The organism is Pantoea sp. UBA4549 (genome assembly GCF_002387285.1).
Lineage (GTDB): Bacteria > Pseudomonadota > Gammaproteobacteria > Enterobacterales > Enterobacteriaceae > Pantoea > Pantoea borealis.
The window spans coordinates 146,118-164,667 of the sequence record NZ_DGLH01000007.1; the positions used below are offsets into that span (position 1 = coordinate 146,118).

The following is an 18,550-nucleotide window of genomic DNA, read 5'->3' on the forward strand; positions in this document are numbered from 1 at the left end:
AATTGCCGATCGATACGATCGGTTATCTTCATTATCCCCCACCAGCACTGGATTATAGAATCGGGCTGGCATTACCCCATTATTAAATTTAACCATTAAATATCAATGTGATGATTCACAGGGATTGTTACGCCCGGAGAGAACATGAAAAAGATAGTCACAGCAGCACTGGTCGTTTGCGCATCATTTGTTGTTATGCCTGCGCGCGCAGCAGATGAGGATAAATACCCCATCAAAGTTGATATCACCAAAAGCGGCTGGGAGTGTAATGACTGCGTCTATGTCACGGTGACAGCAAAAGTGGACAACATCCGCATTGAGAAGATTGACGTGAATCGCGGTAAATGCCCGCAGCTTAAACAGGGTGTAGCCACCATTCAGGGGCGGCGGATGGAAGGATGGTGGCCGAACAAAGAGGCGTTTACACCACGCAAAATGCAGTTCGCTGAAAGCCTGACGTGGCGCTTCGGCAACACGCTGTGGCAGCAGGGGATCGTCTGCAAAGTGATTGAGGCGAGAATTTATACGAACCAGGGCATGTTTACTTACGGCTAATTTTGCCCACCAGCAGTATCACCATCTACCGCTAAATCAAATCTGAGAGAAACATCATGACTGAGTTAATTACCCGACGTGCAGGGTTCGCCGCCCTGTGCCTGTCGCTGGCGTTTTCCGCCGCCGCAACTCCAGCAGGCAGAGGCGCACGGCTCATTAACGATGAACAGGGCTATATGGTGTGCCATCTGTGTGGGCCTGACAAAACCGACCGTTATCTGATGGCTGACTACCCTAAAGGTGCGAAGGAAAAAGCCGCCAACTATACCCGCGCCGGAGAGACGAGCCGATACGCCATTCTGATGTCATCCGATGCACCCGAAACAGCTGCAAATCAGACGCCGGATTTCTGGTATGTCGATAAACAAGCCGCCTTTCCATCTCTCACCAGCATTGTTTTCGATGATGACAATTCGAATCTGTCCCGCGCTGACAATATCACCGTCGATGACGAGGCTGGCGTTACCCGCCTAAGCGTTATCTGGGCTAATGGCAAACGTAATGAATTTACGCTACCCAACTGAAGACCCATCCCCCTGACATCAAAACTTCAGACGCCCCGCTCGAAAGAGCGGGGCGTTTTGCTTTATGCCAAAAGGAATCACCATGAATCAAACCACATCACCCGTAACCGCATCACCTGTACCCGGCAGGCAACGCCTTAACTTCTGGCCGAAGCACTTCGGCAAAATCCCCCAGTGGATGCTGCTGGAGCCTCGCGCCTTCGCATGGATGGATCGCCTGTGCGAAGCCTACAACGGCGGATACTGGAATTATTACACGCTCAGCAACGGTGGTGCCTTCATCGCACCTGACTGCGAAGACAACTGGGCCGTGTTCAACAAGCTGAATGGCAACAGCGCGAAGATGAGCAGTGAAGCCGCAGGCATCAGTGTCTGCCTGCTGAACTGGAGTCACCATGCCTGCAGAACCGGCAGCCCCGCCATGAGCGAACACTACTATCACCTGCGTGAATTTGCGCTGAGCCATCCTGAAAGCAGCGCCATCATGCACAGCATCGACTGATGCCGGAGGACGTTATGGAAACTACTGCATTACTTCTTCCGCTTTCATCACACCGCACCATAAAACGCGCCCTGGCGCTTATCGAAAATCACCTGCGCGAACCCGGCGTGTCGTTTACCTCAGCATCACTCACCCGCGACTGGCTGCGGCTGAACCTCGCAGGGCTGGAGCGGGAAGTGTTCATGGTGGTGTTTCTGGACAATCAGAACCGGCTACTGGCACACGAAACGCTGTTTCACGGCTCCATCACCAGTACGGAAATTCATCCCCGCGAGGTGGTTAAGGCTGCATTGCGGCACAACGCCGCTGCGGCCATCTTTGCCCACAATCATCCCTCCGGATATGCCGAGCCCAGCGATGCAGACCGGTGCATCACCGAGCGGCTGAAAAAAGCGCTGGCGCTGATTGAGGTGCGCGTGCTGGACCATCTGATTGTTGGCAGCAAAGAGATTGTCTCGTTCGCCGAACGCGGCTGGTCCTGAAGGAGGAAATATGCATTCTGAACAATGGGGACTGGCGTGCGGTAAAACGCCGTGCTTTGGCGCAAGGCTGGTGCAGGAAGGTAACCGGCTGCACCTCCTGGCTGACCGGGCGGGGTTTACCGGCGACTTCAGCGACGATGAAGCACTGCGCCTGGACCAGGCTTTTCCTCTGATAATGAAACAGCTGGAACATATGCTTTCAGCCGGTGAGCTGAATCCCCGCCAGCAGCAACGCGTTACCCTGCATCACAACGGGCTGATCTGCCAGGCCGATACCCTCGGTTCACACGGCTACGTTTACCTCGCGATTTATCCCTTTCTGGCAGTCACCGGCTAACCCGCCGCATCTAACAACAGGATCACGCCACATGCAAAATTTACCATTACCCGAGCCACTGGCGGTTGAGCCATGCCCGTCGCCCGTGCAGGTCTGGCAGCTGCTGCTCACACATCTACTGGATAAACACTATGGCCTCACGCTCATCGACACGCCGTTTGGCGACGACAACGTGATTCAGGCGCACATCAACGCCGGTATCTCACTGTGTGATGCCGTTAATTTCATTGTGGAAAGGTATGAACTGGTGCGCACCGACAACAGCCGTTTCAACCTCAGCGAGCGCTCATCGCTGATTGGAGCCATCGACATTCTGCGTGCCCGTCGTGCAACCGGACTGATAGTGAGCAGCGGCTACAGCACCATAACCCGAATCACAACGGGCCGGTATCGGCAGGAGAAACCACAGTGAAAATCGGTCTGAACCTCAGCGCTGGCAGTATCAGTGTGCTGGCGCTGAACATGGGCAAAATCGCCCTAAAGGCTGACGGTAACTTTTTCATCATTTCTCACCTCAACTCATGCACCCGTTCTTAAACCGGCGGGTGTTTTCATTTAGGGAGACAACATGCAACCGGAATCAAACGTGCTTACCGACCATACCGATATTATTTGTTCCACCAGCATCGAGCGCATCGTCACCGGACGTGATACAGCGCTGGCGCAGATCGAACAATTGATTCAGCAACTCAACGCCATTTCTCAGTTCACTGCCGGAATCGGTGGTGGTAACGCCTCTGACTGGGCGATGAAGCAAGGGCATCGCTATGATTGCTGGCTGATGGAAAAGCTGGATAAAGCGATGCCAGTTATCACGCGTAACATCGACCGCAGTCTGTGGCGCGATCTGATGCTGAAATCCGGCATGCTATCGCTGATGGACGCGCAAGCCCGTACTCAGTGGTATCAGAATCTGGAAGATGGCGACCTTCCGGCCATCAGTGAAGCCAATATTCTCAGCACCTTTGAACAGTTGCACCAAAGCAAAGCGGAAGTGTTTGAGCGGGGGATTATCAACGTGTTTAAAGGGCTGTCATGGGATTACAAAACCAACAGCCCATGTTACTTCGGCAAGAAGATCATCATCAACAATCTGGTGACGCACAACCGTTGGGGCTTCAGTCTGACGTGGGGATTTCGTCGCGACCAGCTGGCAGATTTGGAACGGGTGTTGTTTTTGATCGATGGTAAAGCGTTACCTGACAATCGCGCAGACATTTCCATCAACCTGATGAATCACATACGCGATAATCCTGGCAAGGATGTTTATGACGATTCATACTTCTCCACCCGGTACTTTCAGAAGGGCACCGCGCATCTCACGTTCAAGCGCCCTGAGCTGGTCGAGAAGATGAACGACATCATTGCAAAGCATTATCCAGACCAGCTCCCACCTTCAACTAACCAACGTTGTTAGATGATGAAAAACGAGCTGAAAAAAATGGAAAAATACTTTAGGCACCCTCTTAGGCACCAATGAAAAGTTGAATTGATAAATTGACGATTTAATTCAGTTGGTTAGAAAACCAGTTCAGACTCCGCCAGCGCAGTAGCGCCGTAAGACCGTATGCTTAAAATCCTTCAGGCTTTTACACCTGCTGCTTACCAACCCAAGCTTACCGAACAGCACTTTCATTTTCTTCCCACTCTCTCGCCCATACGACTACCCCACCCATCCAAACAATAGCTCAGCCCAAACCCTCCATTCACCATTTCAAAACCCGCCCCTAGCAACAATACCCTGCAGCCACTTTCACAACCAACCTAACCCCCTCAGCACGTTTCATTCACTTACAGTTTTATCCTGGAGCGCAACGTTGCTCAGTGTGCCACTCTTAACTACGCTCATATCACCAAATACGTTAAATGAGGGACTATGATGAAAAAGACCATTATTGCTGTATCTGCTTTCCTGCTGGCTTCTTCCGCGTTTGCGGCTACCACACACGCAACTGACGATACGGTCGCTAACGCTCAGGCTGGCGCTAACACCGCGAAAGAGAAACTGCATCAGGCGCAGCATCAGGGCGAAGAGCAGCGTCTTAAAGCAAAGCACGCGGCGAAAGGCGAAAGCGACAGCATGACTAGCAAAGCCAGCGAAGGCACCCAGAAAACCTGGAACAAGACCAAAGAAGGCACTGAGAAAGGCTGGGATGCGACCAAAGAAGGCGCACAGAAAGGCTGGAACAAAACCAAAGAAGGTGCCAGCGATCTGAAACAGAAAGTCAGCGAGTAAGCTGCACTGCTGTGATAAAAAGGCCGCCCTGCGGCCTTTTTGTTTTTCCGCTGCCGTATTTTGCATCCGGTGCCGTAACTCCCTACACTACGCCTATCCTCTGCAAGCTTAACGGTTACTTATGTCTGAAACCTTCACACGTCAGCCGCTGCCGCTGCCCGGCGGACACAATAAAGTGCTGCTGCACTCCTGCTGTGCCCCCTGCTCCGGCGAAGTGATGGAAGCGATGCTCGCCTCCGGCATCGACTACACCATTTTCTTCTACAACCCGAATATTCATCCGCTGAAAGAGTATGAGCTGCGTAAAGAGGAGAATATCCGCTTTGCTGAGCAGTTTGGCGTGCCGTTCGTGGATGCTGACTACGACAAAGATAACTGGTTTGAGCGCGCGCGCGGCATGGAGTGGGAGCCGGAACGCGGCGTACGCTGCACCATGTGTTTCGATATGCGCTTTGAACGCACCGCGCTTTACGCGCACGAGCACGGCTTTCCGGTGATCACCAGTTCGCTCGGGATTTCACGCTGGAAAGATATGAAGCAGATCAACGACTGCGGCGTGCGGGCGGCGGCGCACTATCCGGATATGCTCTACTGGGAGTTTAACTGGCGTAAAGGCGGCGGCTCATCGCGCATGATTGAGATCAGCAAACGCGAGCGCTTCTATCAGCAGGAGTACTGCGGCTGCATCTATTCACTGCGCGATACCAACCGGCACCGCGTGGCCGGTGGTCGGGAGCGCATTGAGATTGGGGTGCAGTATTACGCGCCTGACGACGCGTAAACCGGCCTGAAACATCACCAGGCGAGCGCGTCGCCTTTATAATCAAGGTAGTGATGACCGCCCTCGCCGCGATAGCGCTGCAGCTGCGCAACCAGCCCTGCTGCGCTCTCTTCCGCTGTGATATCGGCGTTCTCGCCACCCATATCGGTTTTTACCCAGCCCGGATGCAGCGACAGCAGCGTCGCACCCTGCGGTCGCATCTCTTTTGCCAGCGCGCGGCTCAGCATATTAAGCGCCGCCTTGCTGGCCGAGTAGAGCGGCATCGCGGCGACGCGGTTTTCATTCAGGCTCGCCAGCTGTGACGTAGTGATCCCTACTACGCTCTGCTTATCACGCAGCAGCGGCAGCAGGCTCTCCGCCAGCCGCACAGGGGCCACCGCGTTAGTGAGAAACAGCTCGCTCAGCTCCGCATCCTCTGCCTGCTGCAGCTGCTGCGCATCCGGGCCAAAAATGCCGGCGTTGATCAGCACTGCATCAAACTGCTCACCCTGTAACTGCTGCAGCAGCGCCGCACGCGCCGCGCCGTCGGTGATATCCAGCGCCAGCCAGCGCAGCCGCTCGTGCTGGTATGAGACCGCCGTGCGGCGGAAGGTGGCGGTCACATCCCAGCCCGCCTGCAAAAACTGCTGTACCACCGCAAGCCCGATCCCTTTTGAGGCACCGATAACCAACGCGCGTTGTGACTGGCTCATATTTTTCTCCCGGACAGGTAGCGAAACGGGCAGCGTATGCTGCCCGCGATGAACTAACGTAACACTAACGTTAGCACGGTAATCACCGTCATCATTAACACCAGGTGGCAGACCACCTTTGTCAGTTCCGGCTTTTTCATCGCACCTCCTGCGGATCAGAACCACTGACCAAAACGTTTGATGTAGAGGGTTTTCATACCCTGCGCCACCAGGCAGTAGCCGGTCAGGGTCGCCACCAGCCACGGAAAATAGGACCACGGCAGCGGCGTCAGGCCGACGCTGGCTCCCAGCGATGAGAACGGCAGCAGGATCCCGGCGACCATGACGCAGGCGGTGGTCAGCAATACCGGCAGTGCGGCGCGGCTCTGAATAAACGGGATTTTGCGGGTGCGCAGCATATGCACCACCAGCGTCTGCGACAGCAGCCCTTCAACGAACCAGCCCGACTGAAACAGCGACTGCATCTCTGGCGTATTCGCGGCAAACACATACCACATCAGCGCAAAAGTGGTGATGTCGAACAGAGAGGAGGTCGGCCCGATCCACAGCATAAACCGTCTGATATTGCGCGCGTCCCACTTACGCGGTTTTTGCAGAAACTCTTTATCCAGTTTGTCCCACGGCATCGCCAGCTGCGAGATGTCATACATCAGGTTCTGAATCAGCAGATGAATCGCCAGCATCGGCAGAAACGGAATAAATGCGCTGGCGACCAGCACCGAAAAGACGTTGCCAAAGTTAGAGCTGGCGGTCATGTTCAGGTACTTGATAATGTTGCCGAAGGTCTCACGTCCTTTGATGATCCCCTCCTCCAGCACCCGCAGATCTTTCTCCAGCAGAATGATATCGGAGGACTCTTTGGCGATATCCGCCGCGCTGTCCACGGAGATCCCGACATCGGCTGCGCGCAGCGCCGGGGCGTCATTGATGCCATCACCCAGAAAACCCACGGTATGCCCCTGCTGCTGCAGCGCCGTCACAATACGCGATTTCTGCAGCGGCGTGAGTCTGGCAAACACCGCACTCTGTTGCACAGTCTGCGCCAGCTGCTCATCGCTCATTCGCGCCAGCTGTTCACCGGTTACCATCGCGCCGCTGTCGATACCCACCTCTGCACAGATGCGCGCGGTCACCACCGGGTTGTCACCGGTCAGGACTTTTATCGCGACGCCATTATCACGCAGCGCGCTGACCGCCGGAGCCGCGCTGGCTTTAGGCGGATCAAGAAACGTCAGCATCCCTTCTATGGTGAGGTTCTGCTCATCTGCAACGTTCAGCGCCTGCTGCAGACCCGGCTCATCCAGTACGCGGCTCGCCACCAGCAGCACGCGAAACCCCTGCTGATTATACCCCTGCGCCAGCGCCAGCAGTTCCGCACGACGGGTGTCATTCAGCGGCTGTATCAGCCTGCCTTCACGCTCTGCGACCGCGATGCTGAGCATCTCTTCAACGGCCCCTTTGCAGATCAGCAGCTGCTGGTTAAGCCGGCGATTGTGTACCACGACCGACACGCGCCGCCGGACAAAATCAAACGGCAGCTCATCAATCTTGCTCCATGCATCATTAATAGCGCCGCCCATACGCGCGCCGCCATAGTGCAGAATGGCGCGATCCATCGGGTTAGCGGTGCTGCTCTGGTAAAAGCTTTTAAGCCAGCTTAGCATCAGCACGCGACTGTTCTCCACGCCGGCACAGTCCACGTGCTGTGCCAGGGTAATGTTATCCTGCGTCAGCGTGCCGGTTTTATCCGTGCACAGCATATCCATCGCGCCAAGGTTCTGAATCGCGTTCAGGCGTTTCACAATCACCTTGCGACGCGACATGGCGATAGCCCCTTTTGCCAGATTCGAGCTGACGATCATCGGCAGCATCTCCGGCGTCAGGCCCACTGCGACCGCCAGTGCGAACAACGAGGCTTCCAGCCAGTCGCCTTTGGTCAGGCCGTTCAGCAGCAGTACCACCGGCACCATAACCAGCATAAAGCGGATCAGCAGCCAGCTGACGCTGTTTACCCCGCGATCAAACGCCGTCTGGCTGCGTTTACCGGTAAGCGATTTTGCCAGACTGCCGAAATAGGTATCGCTACCGGTGGCGACCACCACCCCTTTTGCGCAGCCGCTGGCCACGCTGGTGCCCATCAGGCAGATGCTGCCTGACTCAAGCAGCGACGCGCTCTGTTCGCATCCGCCCGCCGCTTTACTGGTGACATGGCCGGTGACGTCATATTTTTCTACCGGCAGCGACTCGCCGGTCAGGATCGCCTGACTGATAAACAGATCGCGCGACTCCAGCAGGCGGAGATCGGCCGGCACCAGATCGCCCGCGGAAAGGCAGATGATGTCCCCCGGCACCAGATCCGCGATATCCACTTCCCTGCGTACCGGCGACGCCTGCAGCGACGTACGCCGTATCACCGTTGCGGTCGTGCGCACCATCGATTTCAGCGCCTGGGCTGCTTTACTGGTGCGAAACTCCTGCCAGAAACGCAGTAATCCGCTCAGCGTTACCATAGTGATGATAATTGCGATCCCGGTCAGGTCGGTCTCCCCGCCCTGCCGCCGCGGGATCCAGTAGTCAGTAAAAAAACTCACCGCGGCCAGCGCCATCAGCACATAGATAAATGGATTACTGAACGCCTGCAGCAGCTGCAGCAGCGCCGGTGGCGCGTCAATATGCCGGGCATCGTTAGGGCCATAGCGGCGCAGGCGTGCCGCAGCTTCTTCTTCGGTCAGGCCCGAAGCCTGGCTGCACAGCCGTACCAGCGTTTCATCTGCAGTAAAGCCGGTTTCCTGCTCAATGCGGTAAAACGGCGACCGCAGATCCTTTTTCCGGTTATCCCGTTGCAGCTTATATTTCATATTGTTCATGTGACACCCCGATGGTGTTATTCAGGCAAGCGCTATCCTGCGCCTGGCGCATATAAACAGAGAGAGCCTGATAAATAATCAGCACGCTGAACCCGCTATTATCGGGCGAAAAGATTACGCGTCTTTAATTAATAAAAGACGTCACGATCCTGCACCGAATAAAAGTGAGTGATTAAATGTGTATGGCGTAACGCCTGACTGAGAATGCGAAGTCAGGGTTAACGCACAGCAGACGGGTGCACGCTGAGGATCAGCGTGCGCATCGGGGTGGTGGAAATAGCGCGTTGTAAATCAGAGGCATAAATTACTCCCGCGAATCTGTGTTCGCCATCAGCATTGCGTTTTCGGGAGCATTCTGCAGAGAACAGAACGTGCCGCCCGCCTGAGAGGCAAGCAGCAGCAAAAGGATCGGTGCGTCAGCTTGCCCTGTATCGCCATCGATAAGGTTGACTGTTCAACAAGATCCTCCAGATAGTTAGTTGCCGTTATTATATTTGTGCAACAAGTGAAGTAAAGCTGAATATAACGCATGAGCGGTTTATCTAAATTCTGTTGCCGTTTGGTTGAGCACGTTATTAATGGCTTGCGGTTGCGACCCGGTAAGTCCGCAGAAAATCCGGGGCTGAAACATTTCTGAAAAAGCGTATCTGATGCGTACTATGCTGGTTATTACCGGCCATAACCCTTATAACAGAACCGCCGGTCTTAGAACCTAAAAGCATATGCATAGCCATAAATAGACTATTCTTCACTGGTACGCTCTCGTAAACTCGCGTTACTTTTTTAAGGCAAGGAAACAACATGAAAACAATTATTCCCTCACTGCTGGCGCTGTCGCTGGCGGCCGCCTTCTCTGCGCACGCTGCCACACCCAAAGATACGCTGGTAATTGCACAGTCTACCGATGATGCTGACAGCTTCGATCCGGCGCAGGGTTTTGAACTCACCACGGTACAGTCGTTTACTAATATCTATCAGCGCCTGGTCCAGTCCGATCCGCAAAACCCGACCGACCTGAAACCGACGCTGGCGACCTCATGGCAGCCGGGCAGCGATAACCGCAGCCTGACGTTTGAGCTGCGTAAAGATGCGACCTTTGCCAGCGGCAATCCGCTGCGCCCGGAAGATGTGATCTTCTCACTGGGTCGCGTGGTTAAACTGAATCTCGACCCCTCTTTTATTCTGACGCAGCTCGGCTGGAATAAAGATAACGTTGATAGCTTCCTGAAAAAGGTGGATGACCAGCACGTTCAGATCAGCTGGAACGCTAACGTCAGCCCGGCCTATGTGCTGAGCCTGCTCTCGGCGCCGGTCTCTTCAATCATTGATGAAAAAACAGCGCAGGCTAATGCGAAAAACGGCGATTTCGGTCATGCATGGCTGGGAACGCATTCTGCCGGCAGCGGCCCGTATCAGATCCGCAAGGTGGTGCTGCATGAAGCAGTTCTGCTGTCGGCAAACCCCTCTTCACCCGCCGGTGCGCCGAAGCTGAAAAATATTCTGATCAAAAACGTACCGGAACCTGCGGCGCGCCGTTTGCTGCTGGAACAGGGCGATGTGGATATCGCACGTAACCTGGGCGCCGACCAGATTGCCGCGCTGAAAGGCAAAGCGGGCGTCAAAACCGATGCGATCCCGATGGCGTCGCTCTATTACATTCAGTTTAACGTCGGCAAAGATCCGGTGCTGAAAAACCCGGCGCTGTGGGAAGCGGCACGCTATCTGTTCGATTATAAAGGCATCGCCGACAACCTGCTGAAAGGTCAGTTTGAAGTGCACCAGACCTTCCTGCCTAAAGGCTTTTTAGGCGCGCTGAATGAAACGCCATACAGCTACGATCCGGAAAAAGCCAAAGCGATTCTGAAGAAAGCGGGCCTGACGAATGTGAGCTTTACGCTCTCCACCAGCAATCAGCCGCCTTATCTTGATATCGCTCAGGCGCTGCAGGGCAGCTTTGCAAAGGGCGGGGTAAAAGTTGAGGTTCAGCCGGGCCTCAGCTCTGAAGTCTCAACGCGGGTTAAAGCGCATCAGTTTGAGGCGACGCTGAACGCCTGGGGTGCCGATTATTTCGATCCCAATACCAACGCCGCCTCATTTGCCTATAATCCGGAAGATGGCAGCAAAACCATCGCCTACCGCTCTGACTGGCACATTCCGGAGCTGAGCAAGCAGACGCTGGCTGCGACGGCGGAAGCGGACAGCAACAAACGCGCAGAGCTGTACCAGGCGATGCAGCGCGAAGTGCTGAAAAACTCCCCGTACGTGATTGGCCTGCAGGCGCGTAATCTGGTTGCGCTGCGCGACAATCTGAAAGGCTATGTGCAGGGCATTAACCCCGATATGGTGTATTACGCGCAGGTCTCTAAATAATGTCCGTATCTGCTTCACAGACCGGGTTCGCCCGGTCACTCTGGCAGCGCGGCAGCCGCCTTGTCACCAGCCTGCTTTCGCTGCTGGTGACGCTGCTCGGGCTGCTGGCGTTTACCTTTATGCTGTCACACCTTTCGCCGGTTGATCCGGTGCAGCAGATTGCCGGCGATCACGCCAGCGAAGCAACCTATGCGCAGGTGCGGCACGATCTCGGACTTGACCAGCCAGTGCTGGTACAGTTCTGGCGCTATATCAGTCATCTGGCGCGCGGCGATTTAGGTCTTTCTCATCTGACGAATCAGCCGGTGAGCGCCGATCTGCTGCGTACCTTTCCGGCTACGATTGAGCTGGCCACCTGCGCAATGATCTTTGCCGCCGTGTTTGGCGTGGCGCTGGCGCTGCTGGCCGCGTGGAAGCCAGGCAGTGTTATCGACAACGTGGCGCGCTTTATTTCGCTGCTGGGTTATTCGGTGCCGGTGTTCTGGCTCGGGCTGCTGGGTCTGCTGCTGTTCTACGCGGTGCTGCACTGGTCCGCCGGACCGGGTCAGCTGGATGATATCTGGGTCTACACGCTGGAGCCCAAAACCGGCTTTGTGCTGATCGACAGCTGGCTCTCCGGCGATCCGGAGATGTTCCGTAATGCGATTGCGCATCTCTGGCTGCCGGTGGTAATTCTCGGCCTGCTGGCGATGGCGGGCATCACCCGCCTGCTGCGTGCGGCGCTGCTTGAAGAGAGCAGCAAAGAGTATGTGGTGCTGGCACGTGCAAAAGGCGCAGGCCGTACGCGCATCCTGCTGCGTCATATTCTGCCCAACGTCACCGGTACGCTGATCACCGTGATTGCGCTTTCGTATGCCACGCTGCTGGAAGGCTCGGTGCTGACAGAAACCGTCTTCGCCTGGCCGGGCGTAGGCCGTTACATGACCAATGCCCTGTTTTCAGCGGATGTGCCGGCTATCCTCGGCGCCACGCTGCTGATTGGCGGCTGCTTTATTCTGCTCAACGCCGTGGCTGATGCCCTGACCTGGTTAACCGATCCGAGAACCCGATGACTCAACAACTTCACGAACTGGAAAGCGTGCGTCCGCGTCGTCGTCGGGCGCGCGTGACTTCTCTCTCCATCGGCCTGACGCTGGTGGTGATTCTGATTGCGATGGCGCTGCTGGCACCGTGGCTGGCCCCGTTCGATCCGAATGTGCAGACCATTAACCAGCGCCTGCTGCCGCCCTCCGCCCTGCACTGGTTTGGCACCGACGGCTTTGGCCGCGACCTGCTGTCGCGCGTGATTTACGGTGCGCGCCCGACGCTGCTGCTGGTGTCGCTGATTCTGGTACTGACGATCCCGGTGGGATTACTGATTGGTATTACCGCCGGTTATGTCGGCGGCTGGACCGAGCGCGTGCTGATGCGCATTACGGATATCTTTCTGTCGTTACCGAATCTGGTGATTGCGCTGGCGCTGGTCGCCATGCTCGGTCCGGGCCTGATGAATGGCGCGCTGGCGCTGGCGCTGACCAGCTGGCCGCCGTTTGCCCGCCAGGCGCGTGCAGAGACGCTGGCGCTGCGCCGCAGCGACTATCTTGCCGCCGCGCGCATGCAGGGGATCACCGGCCTGCGGCTGATGTTCGGCCATATTCTGCCGCTCTGCCTGCCAACTGCCGTCGTGCGTGCTGCACTCAGCCTCGGCGGTATTATTCTTTCTGCTGCGGGTCTCGGCTTCCTCGGTATGGGCGTACAGCCTCCTACCGCCGAATGGGGCTCAATGGTTGCCGAAGGCAGTAAAGTAATTTTCGATCAGTGGTGGGTAGCTGCGGCGCCCGGCGCTGCGATTCTGTTCGCCAGCCTGGCGTTTAACCTGACAGGCGACGGCCTGCGCGATCGACTGGATACCCGCCATGCAAAATGAGTTATTGATTGATGCCCGCGGGCTGAGCATCCGCAGCGGCGAATCACTGCTGGTGGATAACATTAGCTTTCAGATTGGCCGCGAACGCGTGGCGCTGGTTGGTGAATCCGGCTCCGGCAAATCACTCACCGCACGCTCGCTGATGGGCCTGCTCTCCCCTTCCCTGCAGCTGCAGGCTGAACGTCTGCAGATTGCCGGCGCTGATGCTCAGCGTCTGCAGGAGCGTGACTGGATCACGCTGCGCGGCGGCAAAGTGGCGATGGTAATGCAGGACCCGAAATATGCGCTTAACCCGACGCGTACCATCGGCTGGCAGGTAGAAGAGCCGCTGATTTTGCATCGTAAGCTGAGCCGCGCTGAACGCCGCGAGAAAGTGTGTGAGATGCTGGCAGCCGTTGGCCTGCCCGAACCGCGTCAGCTGATGAAGCGCTACCCGCATCAGCTCTCCGGCGGCATGGGCCAGCGCGTGATGCTGGCGATTGCGCTGATCACCGATCCGGAACTGCTGATTGCCGACGAGCCGACCTCTGCGCTCGATCACGCCATGCGCGACCAGGTGCTGGCGCTGATCCGCCGTCTGGTTGAGCAGCGTAATATGGGGCTGCTGCTGATCAGTCACGATCTGCAGCAGGTCTCAGAACATTGTGAACGGGTAATGGTGATGTATAAGGGCCGGCTGCTTGATACGCTGCCGGCCTCACAGCTCTCTCATGCCACTCACCCTTATACCCGCACGCTGTGGGCATGTCGCCCCGGCAAGGCGACGCACGGCGAACGTCTGCCGGTGCTGGATCGCGCTGCGCTGGAGAGAGAGAATGATTGAGTTATCAAACCTGAGCGTTGCCCACAAGCACGGCTATGAGCTGCGTACCGTAGTGCATGACGTCTCGCTGCAGGTCGCTGCCGGTGAATGTTTTGGCCTGGTCGGTCCCTCCGGCTGCGGCAAATCCTCGCTGCTGTGGGTGCTGGCCGGGCTGAACCCGCACTGGCAGGGCGAGATGACGCTGGCGCAGACGGCGGTGCAGCCCGGTAAAGCCTTTACCGGCCAGCTGCGGCGCGATGTGCAGATGGTGTTTCAGGACCCCTATGCCTCGCTGCATCCGCGTCATCGTCTGCGCCGCACGCTGGCGGAGCCCCTGAAGCTACTGAAGCGCGACAATATCAATGAGCGCATCGACGCAGGTTTTCGTCATGTCGGTCTCGATCCGGCGCTGGCGGATCGCTATCCGCATCAGCTTTCGGGCGGACAGCGCCAGCGCGTGGCGATTGTACGCGCACTGCTGCTGGAACCTAAAATTCTGCTGCTGGATGAACCGACATCAGCGCTGGATATGTCGGTGCAGGCGGAGATCCTCAACCTGCTGAACGATCTCAAGCAGAACGACGGACTGACCATGGTGCTGGTCAGCCACGATCCGGATGTTATCGATCATATGTGCGATCGCGCGGCGCATATGGCGCAGGGACGCATTGTCAGTTAGCCTTTCGCTTATGCGGCCTCCGGTATCCGGCGGCCGCTTTCTGAATCTCTTAACGCAAGGAGCAGCCTGTGACGGTGAAATTACGCCCTCTGGAGCGGGAAGATCTGCATTTTGTTCATCAGCTGGATAATAATGCCAGCGTGATGCGCTACTGGTTTGAAGAGCCTTATGAGGCGTTTGTTGAGCTTTCCGATCTCTATGACAAGCATATTCACGATCAGACCGAGCGGCGCTTTGTGGTCGAATATGAAGAGGAAAAAGCGGGACTGGTTGAGCTGGTGGAGATTAACCATGTGCACCGTCGCGCTGAGTTTCAGATCATCATCGCGCCAGGCCATCAGGGCAAGGGTTTAGCCAGCAAGGCGGCCCGGCTGGCCATGGATTACGGTTTTTCCGTGCTGAATCTCTACAAGCTCTATCTGATTGTTGATCAGGAGAATGAGAAGGCGATTCATATCTACAGTAAGCTCGGCTTTGAAGTTGAAGGCGTGCTGAAGCATGAATTTTTTATCAACGGTGAATACCGTAACACCATCCGCATGTGCATTTTTCAGCAGCAGTATCTGGCGCAGCATAAACCCGGCAACGCCATGGTCAAGCCCACCGCCCAGTAAGCAGCGAACCGCAGGCACCTGAACATTTTGCAGGGGCGCATGAATGCGCCCCCTACGGTAATCCTGAGGCACCTGAACATTCTGTAGGGGCGCCATTAATGCGCCCCCTACGGCATCTGAACCCTTCGCAGGGGCGCCATTAATGGCGCCCTGGCCGGCGTTGCCGGGAACTGGCCAGGGGCGCATGAATGCGCCCTCTACGGCACCTGAACCTTCGCAGGGGAATGATTACGCAGAGATCAGCGGCCGCGCGCGCCTACCACGTTCAGTACCGGCTGCGGATGATCCGGTTTCAGGGTATACATCCCGCCATAGAACGGATCGACCACCAGCCAGCCCGGGAAGCCGAGCAGCGGAATATTTCCCAGCACGTACCAGAGATTGGCACTTGCCTCAATCGGCAGCGTCAGCGGGACATAGCCGGGGCTCTCCAGCATGACCTGATAATGTTTTTTACCAAAGTAGCTGCCGTTTGATTTTGCCAGGTCTACGGTCTGGGGTGTGTAGCCCTGCGCTACCGCGCGTCCGGTCTCATCCTGTACCGTAAAGCGGGCGCCTTGCGGGATAGAGTCAATTTTTACCGGCTGCGTGTCTGTACCGACGATAGTGGCGCAGCCGCTTAGCAGCAGCGCGCAGGCGGGAAGAGTGTGTCGCAGGTTCATAGCAGATCCGCATCAGAGTCAGAGAGCACAGTGTAAACCGTGCTCTCTGGCTTTTCACTGACGACAATCGCGCTATCAGTGTGCTTTTTTTGTGCTTATTCAGCGTTGACAACAGGCAGCAATTGCCCGGATATCCTCAGGCGACGTCCGGCAGCAGCCGCCAATCAGCTGCGCACCCGCCTGCTGCCATTCGCTGAACTTCTCCTGCAGCGTGCAGCCAGACGGGGCGGAGTGCCAGCTTTTGCTGTCTGCATCATACTGTTCACCTGAGTTGGGGTAGACCAGCAGCGGCTTCTGCGTCAGCGCCTGCAGGGTCCGCAGCGCCGGCGTAACGCTCTCCAGCGCCACACAGTTAATGCCCACCGCAACAACCTGCGGTGCTGCATCAATAACCTTCATCACGCTCTCAAGCGGCGTGCCGTCGCTGATATGCTCTGCGTCACGCAGCGTAAACGAAAACCATGCGCTGCTTTGCGGGAATTCAGCCAGCAGCGCGATCAGCGCCTGTGCTTCGCCAAACGACGGCAGCGTTTCGCATGCCAGCAGGTCGACGCCCGCCTCCAGCAGCGCCGCCACGCGCGGCCGGTGGAAATCTTTCATCTCTTCCGGCGGCAGCGCGTAGTCGCCGCGATACTCGGCACCGTTTGCCAGATAGGCGCCCCAGGGCCCTACTGAACCGGCGATCAGCAGCGGAGCCGTGGTGCCGGAAGCAGCACGATAATCATCGCGTGCACGCTTCGCCAGCGTCACGCTCAGGCGGATCAGCTCACCCGCCTTACCGCTATCCAGGCCGCGTGCGGCAAAACCGCGCGGCGTTGCCTGATAGCTGGCGGTGATCGCCACCTGTGCGCCGGCAGCAAAGTAGTCGCGGTGCACGGCATAAATCAGTTCCGGCTGCTCCATCAGCACTTTTGCTGACCAGAGGGAGTCTGCAAGATCGCAGCCGCGTGCCTCCAGCTCGGTGGCCAGCGCGCCATCCAGGATCAGTGGACGGGTTTGAGTGAGTGCTTCAGCAATCGGGTTACGCGGCATGGTTGCTCTCCTGCGTCTTAAGGGGTTTACGTCGCCGGGTAACATAGTAAGCAGCATAACAGAGCAGTACAAACGGAATACCGCACCAGAGCGCGATGCGCTGTGACGGATCAAACGCCAGACCCACGCACGCTACCAGACAGAGCACAAATCCCAGTACCGGCACCACCGGGTAGAACGGCGCGCGGTACGCGAGCTGCCTGATATCATTTCCGGCCTGCACGTAGCGCCGGCGGAAAACGTAGTGTGAGGCGCAGATGCTGAGCCAGACGGCCACCACGGCAAAACCGGAGATGGCCGACAGCGCCACAAATACCGTATCCGGCGCGATTACGCTGGAAAAGAGCGCCAGCAGGCCGCCCAGCATGCTGATGGTGATCGCCAGAACCGGAATACCACGCCGGTTCACGCGCGCAAAACAGCGCGGCAGCGTGTTTTCATTCGCCAGCGACCAGAGCATGCGTCCGGAGGCATAGAGGCCGGAGTTAGCAGCAGAGAGGATCGCCGTAAGAATCACGAAGTTGAAGATGTCAGCTGACCAGGGAATACCGATTTTTTCAAACACCAGCACAAACGGGCTTTTAACTATGCCCGCCTGGTCCATCGGGATCAGGGCCGCCAGCACAAATACCGTGCCAACAAAGAAGATAATCAGGCGGGCCACGGTTGTACGGATAGCCAGCGGCAGCGCTTTCTGCGGCTCCTCAGTCTCACCTGCTGCAATTCCGATCAGTTCAGTCCCGGAAAACGCAAAGTTTACCGCCACCATCGTCATCAGAATAGGCAGCGTGCCGTGCGGCAGCCAGCCCGACGCCGTGAGGTTATGCAGGCCCGGCGCGGCAGAGCCATCTTTCAGCGGGATAAAGCCAAACATCGCGGCGCCGCCCAGCACAATAAAAGCGATGATGGTGACCACTTTAATGATCGAGAACCAGAACTCGCCTTCGGCAAAAAAGCGCGTAGAGATAATATTCAGCAGATAGATGGCCAGACAAAATACCAGACACCAGAGCCAGACCGGCACGGCCGGGAACCAGTACTGCATACAGAAACCGGCCGCGGTCAGGCTGGACCCCAGCGCCACGGTCCAGGTGAGCCAGTAGAGCCAGGCGACGGTGTAGCCCGTGGCCGGGCTCAGGTAGCGCGCGGCGTAAACGTGAAACGCACCGGTTTCCGGCATCGCTACCGCCAGCTCGCCCAGACAGGCCATTACCAGCCAGACCACCAGCGCGCCAATGAGATAGGCCAGCAGTGTGCCCGCGGCACCGGTTGTTGAAATGATGTAGCCGGTGTTAAAAAACAAGCCGGTGCCAATGACGCCGCCCAGCGACAGCATCACCAGATGCCGCACTTTCATCGTGCGTTTAAAACTTTCCTGCGGAGGGGTATTCGCGCTTTGCATGCTGATAATCCATATGGACGTCTAAACTTCTATATGGATACAGAGTTATACGCATCCGCGCTGCGTTTTGCAACGTGGCGGAAACAGGGAATCGTACAGATCGGGAG

General features: G+C 56.9%; 21 protein-coding genes. 16 read left to right on the top strand and 5 right to left on the bottom strand.

What is annotated here, in order from left to right; translation table 11 throughout:
• Positions 1-144: 144 nt before the first annotated feature.
• The 10 genes from B3041_RS05605 (at position 145) to B3041_RS05650 (ending at position 5,417) form a co-directional block, all read left to right on the top strand.
• Positions 145-555, top strand: coding sequence for a hypothetical protein (locus B3041_RS05605; protein WP_292969999.1), 411 nt, complete (start codon positions 145-147; stop codon positions 553-555).
• A gap of 56 nt (positions 556-611) precedes the next feature.
• Positions 612-1,079, top strand: coding sequence for a hypothetical protein (locus B3041_RS05610; protein WP_292970001.1), 468 nt, complete (start codon positions 612-614; stop codon positions 1,077-1,079).
• An 82-nt stretch (positions 1,080-1,161) separates the two neighbouring features.
• Positions 1,162-1,581: an antirestriction protein gene (locus tag B3041_RS05615; RefSeq protein ID WP_292970003.1), complete on the top strand. Its 420-nt coding sequence runs from the start codon at positions 1,162-1,164 to the stop codon at positions 1,579-1,581.
• A 14-nt stretch (positions 1,582-1,595) separates the two neighbouring features.
• Positions 1,596-2,063, top strand: coding sequence for a RadC family protein (gene radC, locus B3041_RS05620; protein WP_292970005.1), 468 nt, complete (start codon positions 1,596-1,598; stop codon positions 2,061-2,063).
• 10 nt (positions 2,064-2,073) lie between these two features.
• On the top strand, positions 2,074-2,400 hold the full coding sequence (locus B3041_RS05625) for a type IV toxin-antitoxin system YeeU family antitoxin (protein ID WP_292970007.1): 327 nt from the start codon (positions 2,074-2,076) through the stop codon (positions 2,398-2,400).
• Positions 2,401-2,431: 31 nt separating this feature from the next.
• The gene (locus tag B3041_RS05630) at positions 2,432-2,812 is read left to right on the top strand and encodes a TA system toxin CbtA family protein (protein WP_292970009.1); all 381 of its coding nucleotides are present in this window, start codon (positions 2,432-2,434) and stop codon (positions 2,810-2,812) included.
• Positions 2,809-2,937 carry a hypothetical protein gene (locus tag B3041_RS05635; RefSeq protein ID WP_292970011.1) on the top strand — a complete coding sequence of 43 codons (129 nt, stop codon included), beginning with the start codon at positions 2,809-2,811 and terminating at the stop codon, positions 2,935-2,937. The genes B3041_RS05630 and B3041_RS05635 overlap by 4 nt, the downstream gene beginning before the upstream one ends.
• A 31-nt stretch (positions 2,938-2,968) precedes the next feature.
• Positions 2,969-3,817 (top strand): DUF4942 domain-containing protein, encoded by an 849-nt coding sequence (locus B3041_RS05640; RefSeq protein WP_292970013.1) that lies wholly within the window; start codon positions 2,969-2,971, stop codon positions 3,815-3,817.
• Positions 3,818-4,279: 462 nt separating this feature from the next.
• A complete protein-coding gene (locus B3041_RS05645; RefSeq protein ID WP_065650428.1) occupies positions 4,280-4,636 on the top strand; it encodes a hypothetical protein in 357 nt (118 codons plus the stop codon).
• A 121-nt stretch (positions 4,637-4,757) separates the two neighbouring features.
• Complete coding sequence (locus B3041_RS05650; RefSeq protein ID WP_065648639.1) at positions 4,758-5,417, top strand: epoxyqueuosine reductase QueH; 660 nt, start codon at positions 4,758-4,760, stop codon at positions 5,415-5,417.
• Between the two features lie 14 nt (positions 5,418-5,431).
• On the opposite strand, the gene B3041_RS05655 is transcribed toward B3041_RS05650, so the two are convergent.
• Both B3041_RS05655 and mgtA read right to left on the bottom strand, forming a co-directional pair.
• Positions 5,432-6,109 carry an SDR family oxidoreductase gene (locus B3041_RS05655; RefSeq protein ID WP_292970016.1) on the bottom strand — a complete coding sequence of 226 codons (678 nt, stop codon included), beginning with the start codon at positions 6,107-6,109 and terminating at the stop codon, positions 5,432-5,434.
• A gap of 155 nt (positions 6,110-6,264) precedes the next feature.
• The gene (mgtA, locus tag B3041_RS05660; protein WP_292970018.1) at positions 6,265-8,976 is read right to left on the bottom strand and encodes a magnesium-translocating P-type ATPase; all 2,712 of its coding nucleotides are present in this window, start codon (positions 8,974-8,976) and stop codon (positions 6,265-6,267) included.
• Between the two features lie 801 nt (positions 8,977-9,777).
• Here mgtA and B3041_RS05665 point away from each other — a divergent pair.
• From B3041_RS05665 to speG, 6 genes are all read left to right on the top strand, one after another.
• The gene (locus B3041_RS05665; protein WP_292970020.1) at positions 9,778-11,346 is read left to right on the top strand and encodes an ABC transporter substrate-binding protein; all 1,569 of its coding nucleotides are present in this window, start codon (positions 9,778-9,780) and stop codon (positions 11,344-11,346) included.
• Positions 11,346-12,398, top strand: a complete 1,053-nt coding sequence (locus B3041_RS05670; protein WP_065648635.1) for an ABC transporter permease — start codon at positions 11,346-11,348, stop codon at positions 12,396-12,398. The genes B3041_RS05665 and B3041_RS05670 overlap by 1 nt, the downstream gene beginning before the upstream one ends.
• Entirely contained in the window at positions 12,395-13,252 is an 858-nt protein-coding gene (locus B3041_RS05675; protein ID WP_065648634.1) for an ABC transporter permease, read from the top strand. The genes B3041_RS05670 and B3041_RS05675 overlap by 4 nt, the downstream gene beginning before the upstream one ends.
• Complete coding sequence (locus B3041_RS05680; protein ID WP_065648633.1) at positions 13,242-14,075, top strand: ABC transporter ATP-binding protein; 834 nt, start codon at positions 13,242-13,244, stop codon at positions 14,073-14,075. The genes B3041_RS05675 and B3041_RS05680 overlap by 11 nt, the downstream gene beginning before the upstream one ends.
• Positions 14,068-14,733, top strand: a complete 666-nt coding sequence (locus B3041_RS05685; protein WP_065648632.1) for an ABC transporter ATP-binding protein — start codon at positions 14,068-14,070, stop codon at positions 14,731-14,733. Before B3041_RS05680 ends, B3041_RS05685 begins: the two co-directional genes overlap by 8 nt.
• Positions 14,734-14,801: 68 nt before the next feature.
• Complete coding sequence (speG, locus tag B3041_RS05690) at positions 14,802-15,347, top strand: spermidine N1-acetyltransferase (protein WP_039379754.1); 546 nt, start codon at positions 14,802-14,804, stop codon at positions 15,345-15,347.
• 239 nt (positions 15,348-15,586) lie between these two features.
• Here the strand turns inward: speG and B3041_RS05695 are convergent, their stop codons facing one another.
• The 3 genes from B3041_RS05695 to mmuP all read right to left on the bottom strand — a co-directional run bounded on the left by B3041_RS05695 (position 15,587) and on the right by mmuP (position 18,443).
• On the bottom strand, positions 15,587-16,009 hold the full coding sequence (locus B3041_RS05695; protein WP_292970026.1) for a hypothetical protein: 423 nt from the start codon (positions 16,007-16,009) through the stop codon (positions 15,587-15,589).
• Between the two features lie 99 nt (positions 16,010-16,108).
• On the bottom strand, positions 16,109-17,041 hold the full coding sequence (gene mmuM / locus B3041_RS05700; protein ID WP_292970028.1) for a homocysteine S-methyltransferase: 933 nt from the start codon (positions 17,039-17,041) through the stop codon (positions 16,109-16,111).
• A complete protein-coding gene (gene mmuP / locus B3041_RS05705) occupies positions 17,031-18,443 on the bottom strand; it encodes an S-methylmethionine permease (protein ID WP_065648628.1) in 1,413 nt (470 codons plus the stop codon). The genes mmuM and mmuP overlap by 11 nt, the downstream gene beginning before the upstream one ends.
• Positions 18,444-18,550: the final 107 nt, after the last annotated feature.

Excerpts from the sequence above, each read along its gene's own strand:
- B3041_RS05640 (WP_292970013.1), top strand. The coding sequence starts at position 2,969 with ATGCAACCGGAATCAAACGTGCTTACCGACCATACCGATATTATTTGT.
- mmuP (WP_065648628.1), bottom strand. The coding sequence starts at position 18,443 with ATGCAAAGCGCGAATACCCCTCCGCAGGAAAGTTTTAAACGCACGATG.
- B3041_RS05625 (WP_292970007.1), top strand. The coding sequence starts at position 2,074 with ATGCATTCTGAACAATGGGGACTGGCGTGCGGTAAAACGCCGTGCTTT.
- B3041_RS05655 (WP_292970016.1), bottom strand. The coding sequence starts at position 6,109 with ATGAGCCAGTCACAACGCGCGTTGGTTATCGGTGCCTCAAAAGGGATC.
- B3041_RS05610 (WP_292970001.1), top strand. The coding sequence starts at position 612 with ATGACTGAGTTAATTACCCGACGTGCAGGGTTCGCCGCCCTGTGCCTG.
- B3041_RS05675 (WP_065648634.1), top strand. The coding sequence starts at position 12,395 with ATGACTCAACAACTTCACGAACTGGAAAGCGTGCGTCCGCGTCGTCGT.
- mmuM (WP_292970028.1), bottom strand. The coding sequence starts at position 17,041 with ATGCCGCGTAACCCGATTGCTGAAGCACTCACTCAAACCCGTCCACTG.
- mgtA (WP_292970018.1), bottom strand. The coding sequence starts at position 8,976 with ATGAACAATATGAAATATAAGCTGCAACGGGATAACCGGAAAAAGGAT.
- B3041_RS05615 (WP_292970003.1), top strand. The coding sequence starts at position 1,162 with ATGAATCAAACCACATCACCCGTAACCGCATCACCTGTACCCGGCAGG.
- B3041_RS05630 (WP_292970009.1), top strand. The coding sequence starts at position 2,432 with ATGCAAAATTTACCATTACCCGAGCCACTGGCGGTTGAGCCATGCCCG.
- B3041_RS05605 (WP_292969999.1), top strand. The coding sequence starts at position 145 with ATGAAAAAGATAGTCACAGCAGCACTGGTCGTTTGCGCATCATTTGTT.
- B3041_RS05680 (WP_065648633.1), top strand. The coding sequence starts at position 13,242 with ATGCAAAATGAGTTATTGATTGATGCCCGCGGGCTGAGCATCCGCAGC.
- B3041_RS05645 (WP_065650428.1), top strand. The coding sequence starts at position 4,280 with ATGAAAAAGACCATTATTGCTGTATCTGCTTTCCTGCTGGCTTCTTCC.
- B3041_RS05665 (WP_292970020.1), top strand. The coding sequence starts at position 9,778 with ATGAAAACAATTATTCCCTCACTGCTGGCGCTGTCGCTGGCGGCCGCC.
- B3041_RS05695 (WP_292970026.1), bottom strand. The coding sequence starts at position 16,009 with ATGAACCTGCGACACACTCTTCCCGCCTGCGCGCTGCTGCTAAGCGGC.
- B3041_RS05670 (WP_065648635.1), top strand. The coding sequence starts at position 11,346 with ATGTCCGTATCTGCTTCACAGACCGGGTTCGCCCGGTCACTCTGGCAG.
- radC (WP_292970005.1), top strand. The coding sequence starts at position 1,596 with ATGGAAACTACTGCATTACTTCTTCCGCTTTCATCACACCGCACCATA.
- B3041_RS05685 (WP_065648632.1), top strand. The coding sequence starts at position 14,068 with ATGATTGAGTTATCAAACCTGAGCGTTGCCCACAAGCACGGCTATGAG.
- B3041_RS05650 (WP_065648639.1), top strand. The coding sequence starts at position 4,758 with ATGTCTGAAACCTTCACACGTCAGCCGCTGCCGCTGCCCGGCGGACAC.